The sequence below is a fragment of the Streptomyces sp. NPDC049040 genome (assembly GCF_043197715.1).
Lineage (GTDB): Bacteria > Actinomycetota > Actinomycetes > Streptomycetales > Streptomycetaceae > Actinacidiphila.
The window spans coordinates 336,909-345,119 of the sequence record NZ_JBICTO010000002.1 but is presented as its reverse complement, the minus strand read 5'-3'; the positions used below and the strand labels follow the sequence as shown (position 1 = coordinate 345,119).

Genomic DNA, 8,211 nt, shown 5'->3' with positions numbered 1-8,211 from the left:
AGCGGGACGACGACCAGCACCCGCCACCCCCACGCCAGCGCGCGACCCGCGGGCACGACGACGTGGCGCCAGAGCGCGGCGACAGGCCAGACGAAGAGGTAGCGCCAGGCGAACGCCAGTGGCGGTACGAGCACCCGGCGCCAGACCCACAGCAGGGCGGTGCGGAAGGCGCGGCCGATCGCGGCCAGCAGGTCCCACAGAAGCCGGATCGGCAGCACCACGGCGAAGGCGATGAGGCGTACGGGGAGCCGTATCGCGACCGTCAGGCAACCGCCGTCGCCGCCCGGCCGCTGCGGCGCCGGCAAGCGTTCCTCCCCCTGGAAACCCATGGCCAGAACCTAGCCGACCGGCGGTCAGCCGGGGGCGCGGAGCCCCACAAGACCGGTCAGGAACCGGTCGAGTTGCTCGTGGAAGGGCGGCCACGGGGTGTCGCACCGGTTGATCCGCAGCGACACGCTTCCGTGCACCGCCGCCATGAGGTCGTGGGCCGTCGCCCGCGCGTCGCGCCGCGGTGCGAGGCCCGCGTCGAGGCAGCGTTGGACCGCGGTCACCCAACTCTCCTTGAAGTCCTGCTTGAAGCGCATCTCGACCCGCTGGTTGATGGTGCTCTCGTGGAGCACCTTGTAGAGCCCGGCGTGCTCCTGCGCCCAGTTGCCCAGCAGCAGCGTCCTCGCGCGGAGCGCGTCCGCGGGATCAGCGGCGGCGGCTTCCGCGGCCTCCATCGCCCGCATGATGTCGTGCTGGCAGCGCTCGAGCGTCGCGAGGACCAGCGCGTCACGGTCGGCGAAGTGCAGGTAGACGGAGGTGGCGGCGATGCCCACCTCGCGGGCCACGGCCCGCAGCGACAGCGCCTGGTCGTCGGCGAGCACGTCCAGCATGAGGGTCGCGGTCGTGATGATGTCGGTTCGCAGCCGCTCGCCTTGGCCGCGGGGGTTGTTGCGGCTCCTGGCTCCGCTCCGGGGTGGAGTGGTCGCATCCATGATTGCGATTGTATGGGCACAACTCCCAGGGCTACAGTCGTAGCCCTACGGCCGTTCGGCCAGGGCGACACCGTGGAGGCACACCCATGGACCAGAGCATGGAAATGCCCGGCGAGGCACCGGTGGACACCGTCACCTACCACCAGGGCTGGGACGATTTCCCGGAGTTGACCGACCGCGAGAAGGTGGTGCTGTGCGTCGTCGCCGACATCTGCCGGCAGACGCTGGGCATGCCCTTCGAGTCGCAGGGCACGATGGGGCTCACCCACGGCGTGTCCGAGGACGCGCTGCGCGAACTGCTCATCTTCCAGGGCGACTACAGCGAGCTTCAGCTCCATCTCGACGGCAGCGCACAGCAGTTGACCGCCAGGGAGCGGGCGTTCGGTTCGCTGACCGCGGATGTGCTGCACGGCGTGCTCGACGGGGCCTTCGCGGCCCACGTCTCCAGGGCCCTCGCGATCGGCGCGACACCCGCCGATGTGCGGGCCGTGATCCGCTTCTCCGGGCAGTTCGGGACAGCCGAGGCGTGGCACGGCCTGCGCGCCGCCGACCGGCTGCTCTCCGGCCCCGCAGGACTGGCCGGCCCGATCGTCGCGTAGGGCCCGCCGCGCGGCGTCCCGCACCGCCCGGCGGGGCATGGGCAGCGGCAGCGCGACGCCTCGGCCCGCGACCGGTCCGCACCGCGCGGCGTCACCTTAGAGTGGAGCGGGACACCGTGGCAGTGGGGGTGGTCGGCATGATCAGCGAGCCGGAGATGGCAGGCGAGGGGGACGCGCCGCAGGCGGTGGACCTGGTGAGCCACACCGACCGGCCGCCGCTGCCGGGGCGGTTCGGGGCCAAGCCGTGGCTGTGGGCGCTCGGCGCGGTCGTCGTGACGTCGGCGGTATGGGCCGGGGTGCTCCAGGGCACCGGCTACGGGCGTACCGCGGCGCCCGACCTGCACGGCTACCGCATCGGCGACAGCCCCTGCACCAACCACAACCTGCAGCCGCTTGCCGGCCGCCTGGGCGCGGTGTCCTTCGGCCAGGGCTTCCCCGAGATCAACAGGAGTACGGCGCTGGACCACGTCAGCTGCCAGCTGATCGGATGGTCCACGCCGGGGGACGGCTGGACGACGAACTACACCATCGCCGTCACCGTCGACCTGCACAAGAAGACCGACCCCGCGGCCGAGTTCGACGCGGCCAGCAGCACCGAGCGCCCCACACCGTCCGGCGGCGGGGACAGCTACAGCAGCCTCCTGCTGTTCCTCGACGACCACGCGAGGACCTCGCACCCCCAGGGCATCGGCGACCGGGCGAACCTCGTCACCGGGCAGTACCGGCAGTCCCTGGAGGTACGGCACGGCGGCGCCGTCTTCACGCTGACGCTGAGCGGCACCGACGACTGGGACAGCTCTCGCGGGAAGGCGCCGACGAATGCGGACGGGAGCCCGACCCGGCCGGGCGTGACTGACACCAGCGCCTTCGGGAAGGACCTCGTGCCCACGATGCGCTCGTTGATGCGCGCCCTGACCCAGCCGGCCTCCTCGTCCTGAAACGGCGCCCCGCCACCTCCTGAACCGGGCATCCCGCCGGCCGGCGGCCGCCGCGGGCAATCCCCTTGCCTCCACAGGCAACCCGGGGTTGTCTTTCATCATGAAGGCAACCTATGGTTGTCTGCATGAGTCCTTTCCCGGTCGACCCCGCCGCCCTCATCAGCCACGTGGAAAGCCTCCACCCCAGCGGCGGCCCGCTGGATCACCTCGCCGACGCCGCCGCCGTCTCCGCCCGGCTCGACGAGCAGGCCGACGCCCTGCTCGGCCACTTCGTCGAGCAGGCCAGGCGCGCCGGAGCGTCATGGGCCGAGATCGGCGCCGGCTTCGGCGTGTCGAAGCAGGCCGCCCGCAAACGCTTCCTCCCCCGCTGGGACGGCTCGGACCCCATCCCGGACGACGCCATGTACAGCCGCTTCACCAAGCGCGCACGCAACACCGTCGTCGCCGCCGCATGGATCGCCCGGCAGGCCGGAGGCGGGCAGGCCGACGTCGTCCACCTGGCCGCGGGGCTGCTCGCCGAGCCCGAGGCGCTGGCCGCAGAAGCCATCCACGCAGCCGGCGTCAGCGACGAGCGGTTCTGCCGCGCGCTCGGGCTCGACCCCGCCGCGGTCACCGTGCCGAGCGGCGGCACCGGCAGCGACATCGGCTCCGTCGACCTCACCGGCGCCGCGCGCGAGACGCTCAGGGACTGCCTCAGGGTCGCGCTGCGCCTCGGCCACAACTTCATCGGCACCGAGCACCTGCTCCTCGGCCTCCTGTCCGGCGGCGGACCCACCGCCCACAAGCTCACCTCCCTCGGCCTGGACACCGCGACCACCGAGCGGTGGCTCCTCGCCGAGATCGCCAGGATCCAGGCCGCACGCCAGGGGAAGTGAGCGCGGCCGTCGCCGCCACCCGCCGCGGCACACCCCCGGAGGCGTCCGTCCGGCGGAATGCGCGGCCGCGGCGGGCGGGGCGCGGCCGGATGCGCGCCGCCCCCGGTGATGGTGGGAGGGATGATGCTTCCGCGCGAAGGGCGGCACCGTGCCGGACAGTCCGGGCCCCAGCACGGCCACCGAGCAACCGGGAGTGCCGCTCCAGCGCCTGATGTTCGGCGGCGTGTACGGAACCGTGCTCGCCAGTTCGCTGGCGTCCGCCCTCGACCACGACGCAGGCCATCCCAACGCCGGCTATGACGCGCTGTGGATCCTGGTGGCGGCACTCGCGGCCGCCGCGGCCCACGGATACGCGCACGCCATCGCCCACTGGAAGGCCGACGGCAAGAGGGCCACCGCGGAGAGCTTCGTCGCGGTGCTGGCCGAATGGCCCCTGGTCGCCGCCGTGGTCCCGACGGTCGCGGCGCTGCTGGGCGCCGCCGCGGGGTGGTGGAGCGAGGAAGGCGCCGTGGACGTCGCCCTCACCGTGAACACCGCGGCCCTCTTCTGCTGGGGGCTGCTCGCCGCCCGCGCGGCCGGGCAGGGCTGGGGGCCCGCCTGCCGCGTCGGCGTGGTCGACGTGCTGCTCGGCCTGTTCATCGTGAGCGCCAACGCCCTGACCCACTGAGCCCCGCCCCGGTCACCCGGGGCCGCTCACTTCCGCGCGGCGACCCGCCTCGGCTCCGGCAGGAGGAGGCCGGCCGCCAGCGCGATCGGGGGTACGACGCAGAGCGCCGCCAAAGCCCCGCGCGGCCCGTGCGCCTCGGCCACCATGCCGAGCAGCGGGGCGACCAGCCCGCCGACGCTGACGCCCAGGCCGAGGGTGACGCCCGCGGCCGTACCCGGCCGGGTCGGCAGATAGTCCTGGCCCAGCTTGACCAGCACCGCGAACGGCAGGTTCAGCGCGACGCCGGTCAGCACGGCGAACAGCAGCGGCACGACGCTGCCCGGCGCCAGCAGCAGGCCCGCCAGCATCGGCAGCACCAGCCCACCGCCGATCTGCACGGTGCGCACCATCCCCCACCGGTCGGCGATCCGCCCGCCGAGCAGCGTGCCCGCGACACCGCCCGCCAGGAAGAGCGTGAGCGCCGCGCCCGCCAGACCGCGGGAGGCGTCGAGCTGCCGGATCCAGTACAGCTCGATGAAGGTGTTCACGCCGAAGAAGGCCACCGACCGCACCACCTCCACGCAGGTCAGCACCGCGAACGGCCACCACAGGTCCTCACCGCCGCGCGCCTGCCCTGCGGGCTCGGCGGCCTGCCGGCGGCGCTGGTGCCGCAACAGGACGAACGCGGTCAGCACCGCCGGCGGCACGAACAGCGCCGTGGCCGCCACGCCATCAGCACCGGCGTGGCCAGCGCGGGGGCCAGGAAGAAGCCGACGCTGCCGCCCGCCGCGAAGACGCTCATCGCCGCCGCGCTCTCCCCGGCCGACTCCCGCGCCGCCTTGCCCGCGGCGGGGTGGAACATCGCGACGCCGAGACCCGACAGCAGGATCAGGCACCACACCGCCGGATACGACGGCACCAGCCCGGACAGCCCGAGGCCCAGACCCGCCAGCGCCACGCCCGCACCCGCCAGCCAGCCCAGCCGCAGCCGGTCCACCGCAAGGCCGATGAAGGGCTGCGGAACCGAACTGCCCAGCGTGGCGGCCAGCGTGAGACCGGACGCGGCGACGTAGCCGTAGTGCCGGTCCAGGACGAAGTACGGCACCGTCGCCGGCACCAGGCCCTGGTAGAGGTCGTCGACGGCGTGCGCGACGCCCCACATGCGCATCCGCCGCCAGATGCCGGGTTCCGTGGTGGGTCGGGGAGTGGCCGCGAGCGGCGCGGGATCGGTGAGCCGAGTCATGAGGGACAGCCTCGCCGTGGGCCCCGCGGGTCGGCCATCGATAGTCTGCCTGCTTGTGTCGCCAACCCGCCAACCCGATCAGCCGCCCGCCGGCGCCCCTCGCGCAGCGGTCCCGCCCGCCCCTTCACCGCCCTCGCCGGCGGCGGACGGCGGCGGGGCGCCCCCCAGGCAGCGGCTCGACGGACCCACCGACCGGACCCTGACCCACCGCGAGCGCATCGACTGGCACTTCCACGACCAGCATCAGCTCGTCCACCCCAGCCGGGGCGTGCTGCGGATCTTCACCGCCGGCGGCGCCTGGGTGGTGCCACCGCACCGGGCGGTCCTGATCCCCGCTGGCGTCGCCCACGCCCACCAGGCGCACGGCAGCACCCGGATGCGCACGCTGGCATTCCCCCGCAGCACGGACCTGCAGCGCACCGGCGCGTTGCGCACCGACCGGCCCACGGTCCTGGCCGTCGGGCCGCTGCTGCGCGAGGTGATCGTCGCCCTCAGCGACGCCGAGCCGGCGGCGGCCCGCAGCACCCGGCAGCGCAGGACCCTGGAGCAGGTCGCCATCGACGAGCTGCGCCGCGTCGACGCGCTGCCCCTGCTGCTGCCCACCCCGGCGGACGACCGGCTCCGCGCCCTGGGCGCGCTGCTGCACGACGATCCGGCCGACCCCCGCTCGCTGGCGGAACTCGGCGCGGCCGTCGGCGCGAGCGAACGCACCCTCAGCCGGCTCTTCCACCGCGAGGTGGGCATGAGCTTCCCGCAGTGGCGCGCCCAGCTGCGCCTGCACCACTCACTGATCCTGCTGGCGGCGGGCAGCACGGTGACCGCGACCGCCACCGCGTGCGGCTACGCCCACACCAGCGCCTTCGTCGAGGCCTTCCGGCACGCCTTCGGCACCACCCCGGGCCGCCACCGCGACCCGGCGCCCCCGCCCGACCGGGTCACGCCCCGCCGTTCCCCCCGCCCGAGGAGTGGGTGACCGTCAGCGGCAGCAGCTTCTTGCCCGTCGGGCCCACCTGGATCTCGAGGTCCAGCTGCGGGCACACCCCGCAGTCGAAGCACGGGGTCCAGCGGCAGTCCTCGACCTCGGTCTCGTCGAGGGCGTCCTGCCAGTCGTCCCAGAGCCAGTCCTTGTCGAGGCCGGAGTCCAGGTGGTCCCAGGGAAGGACCTCCTCCGCGGTGCGTTCGCGGGTGGTGTACCAGGCCAGGTCGAGGTCCACCTCGGGCAGCACGGTGGAGCAGGCGCGCAGCCAGCGGTCGTAGGAGAAGTGCTCGCGCCAGCCGTCGAAGCGGCCGCCGTCCTCGTAGACCGCGCGGATGACCGCGCCGACCCGGCGGTCGCCGCGGGACAGCAGGCCCTCGATGATGCCGGGCTTGCCGTCGTGGTAGCGGAAGCCGATGTTGCGGCCGTACTTGCGGTCGCCGCGGATGGCGTCGCGGAGCTTCTCCAGGCGCGCGTCGGTCTCCTCGACGCCCAGCTGCGGGGCCCACTGGAAGGGGGTGTGCGGCTTGGGTACGAAGCCGCCGATGGAGACGGTGCAGCGGATGTCGTTCTGGCCGGTGACCTCGCGGCCCTTGGCGATGACCTTCTTCGCCATCTCGGCGATCTGGAGTACGTCCTCATCGGTCTCGGTGGGCAGGCCGCACATGAAGTAGAGCTTCACCTGCCGCCAGCCGTTGCCGTACGCGGTGGCGACGGTCCTGATCAGGTCCTCTTCCGAGACCATCTTGTTGATGACCTTGCGGATCCGCTCGGAGCCGCCCTCGGGGGCGAAGGTCAGGCCGGAGCGGCGGCCGTTGCGGGTCAGCTCGTTGGCCAGGTCGATGTTGAAGGCGTCGACCCGGGTGGAGGGCAGCGACAGTCCGATCTTGTCGTCCTCGTACCGGTCGGCGAGGCCCTTGGCGACGTCGGCGATCTCGCTGTGGTCGGCCGACGACAGCGAGAGCAGGCCGACCTCCTCGAAGCCGGTCGCCTTCAGGCCCGCCTCGACCATTTCGCCGATGCCGGTGATGGAGCGTTCGCGCACCGGGCGGGTGATCATGCCGGCCTGGCAGAAACGGCAGCCGCGGGTGCAGCCGCGGAAGATCTCCACCGACATCCGCTCGTGCACGGTCTCGGCGAGCGGCACCAGCGGCTGCTTGGGGTAGGGCCACTCGTCCAGGTCCATCACGGTGTGCTTGGACACCCGCCACGGCACGCCGCTGCGGTTCGGCACGACCCGGGCGATCCGGCCGTCGGGGAGGTATTCGACGTCGTAGAAGCGCGGTACGTACACGCCGCCGGTCCTGGCCAGCCGCAGCAGTACCTCGTCGCGGCCGCCGGGGCGCCCCTCGGCCTTCCAGGCGCGGATGACCTCGGTCATCTCCAGGACGGCCTGCTCGCCGTCGCCGATGACGGCCGCGTCGATGAAGTCGGCGATCGGCTCGGGGTTGAAGGCGGCGTGGCCGCCGGCCAGCACGATCGGGTCGTCCAGGGTGCGGTCGGCCGCGTGCAGCGGGATGCCGGCCAGGTCGAGCGCGGTCAGCATGTTGGTGTAGCCCAGCTCGGTGGAGAAGCTGAGGCCGAAGACGTCGAAGGCGCGGACCGGGCGGTGCGCGTCGACGGTGAACTGCGGCACCCCGTGCTCGCGCATCAGCGCTTCGAGGTCGGGCCACACGCTGTAGGTGCGCTCGGCGAGCACGCCCTCACGCTCGTTGAGCACCTCGTAGAGGATCATGACGCCCTGGTTGGGCAGTCCGACCTCGTACGCGTCCGGGTACATCAGCGCCCACCGCACGTCGGTGGCGTCCCACTCCTTGACGGTGGAGTTCAGCTCCCCGCCGACGTACTGGATCGGCTTCTGGACGTGCGGGAGAAGTGCTTCCAAGCGCGGGAAGACCGACTCGACAGGCATCTCGGCGACTTTCATCAGCTGGCGGTGAGCGCCCCCGGGCCG

Annotated in this window: 7 protein-coding genes and 2 pseudogenes; 5 read left to right on the top strand and 4 right to left on the bottom strand. The window is 73.1% G+C overall.

Translation table 11 applies throughout. The annotated features are described in order from the left end of the window. Positions 1-329 (bottom strand): annotated as a pseudogene (locus ACGFMP_RS06395) (hypothetical protein); the annotation flags it as partial. 24 nt (positions 330-353) lie between these two features. Continuing rightward, positions 354-980: a TetR/AcrR family transcriptional regulator gene (locus ACGFMP_RS06390; protein ID WP_393670652.1), complete on the bottom strand. Its 627-nt coding sequence runs from the start codon at positions 978-980 to the stop codon at positions 354-356. 86 nt (positions 981-1,066) lie between these two features. On the opposite strand from ACGFMP_RS06390, the gene ACGFMP_RS06385 reads away from it, so the two are divergent. The 4 genes from ACGFMP_RS06385 (at position 1,067) to ACGFMP_RS06370 (ending at position 4,059) form a co-directional block, all read left to right on the top strand. Further along, positions 1,067-1,579: a carboxymuconolactone decarboxylase family protein gene (locus tag ACGFMP_RS06385; protein WP_393670651.1), complete on the top strand. Its 513-nt coding sequence runs from the start codon at positions 1,067-1,069 to the stop codon at positions 1,577-1,579. A gap of 116 nt (positions 1,580-1,695) precedes the next feature. Next, entirely contained in the window at positions 1,696-2,517 is an 822-nt protein-coding gene (locus ACGFMP_RS06380; protein WP_393670650.1) for a hypothetical protein, read from the top strand. A 125-nt stretch (positions 2,518-2,642) separates the two neighbouring features. Continuing rightward, positions 2,643-3,392, top strand: a complete 750-nt coding sequence (locus ACGFMP_RS06375; protein WP_393670648.1) for a Clp protease N-terminal domain-containing protein — start codon at positions 2,643-2,645, stop codon at positions 3,390-3,392. Positions 3,393-3,540: 148 nt separating this feature from the next. Then, positions 3,541-4,059, top strand: coding sequence for a hypothetical protein (locus ACGFMP_RS06370; RefSeq protein WP_393670647.1), 519 nt, complete (start codon positions 3,541-3,543; stop codon positions 4,057-4,059). Positions 4,060-4,085: 26 nt separating this feature from the next. Here the strand turns inward: ACGFMP_RS06370 and ACGFMP_RS06365 are convergent. Further along, a pseudogene (locus ACGFMP_RS06365) lies at positions 4,086-5,206 on the bottom strand (MFS transporter). 130 nt (positions 5,207-5,336) lie between these two features. Here ACGFMP_RS06365 and ACGFMP_RS06360 point away from each other — a divergent pair. Then, complete coding sequence (locus ACGFMP_RS06360) at positions 5,337-6,254, top strand: AraC family transcriptional regulator (protein ID WP_393670646.1); 918 nt, start codon at positions 5,337-5,339, stop codon at positions 6,252-6,254. On the opposite strand, the gene ACGFMP_RS06355 is transcribed toward ACGFMP_RS06360, so the two are convergent. Continuing rightward, entirely contained in the window at positions 6,217-8,169 is a 1,953-nt protein-coding gene (locus ACGFMP_RS06355) for a TIGR03960 family B12-binding radical SAM protein (protein WP_393670644.1), read from the bottom strand. The two genes, ACGFMP_RS06360 and ACGFMP_RS06355, sit on opposite strands and share 38 nt — an antisense overlap. Positions 8,170-8,211 lie beyond the last annotated feature (42 nt).

Excerpts from the sequence above, each read along its gene's own strand:
- ACGFMP_RS06390 (WP_393670652.1), bottom strand. The coding sequence starts at position 980 with ATGGATGCGACCACTCCACCCCGGAGCGGAGCCAGGAGCCGCAACAAC.
- ACGFMP_RS06385 (WP_393670651.1), top strand. The coding sequence starts at position 1,067 with ATGGACCAGAGCATGGAAATGCCCGGCGAGGCACCGGTGGACACCGTC.
- ACGFMP_RS06375 (WP_393670648.1), top strand. The coding sequence starts at position 2,643 with ATGAGTCCTTTCCCGGTCGACCCCGCCGCCCTCATCAGCCACGTGGAA.
- ACGFMP_RS06355 (WP_393670644.1), bottom strand. The coding sequence starts at position 8,169 with ATGCCTGTCGAGTCGGTCTTCCCGCGCTTGGAAGCACTTCTCCCGCAC.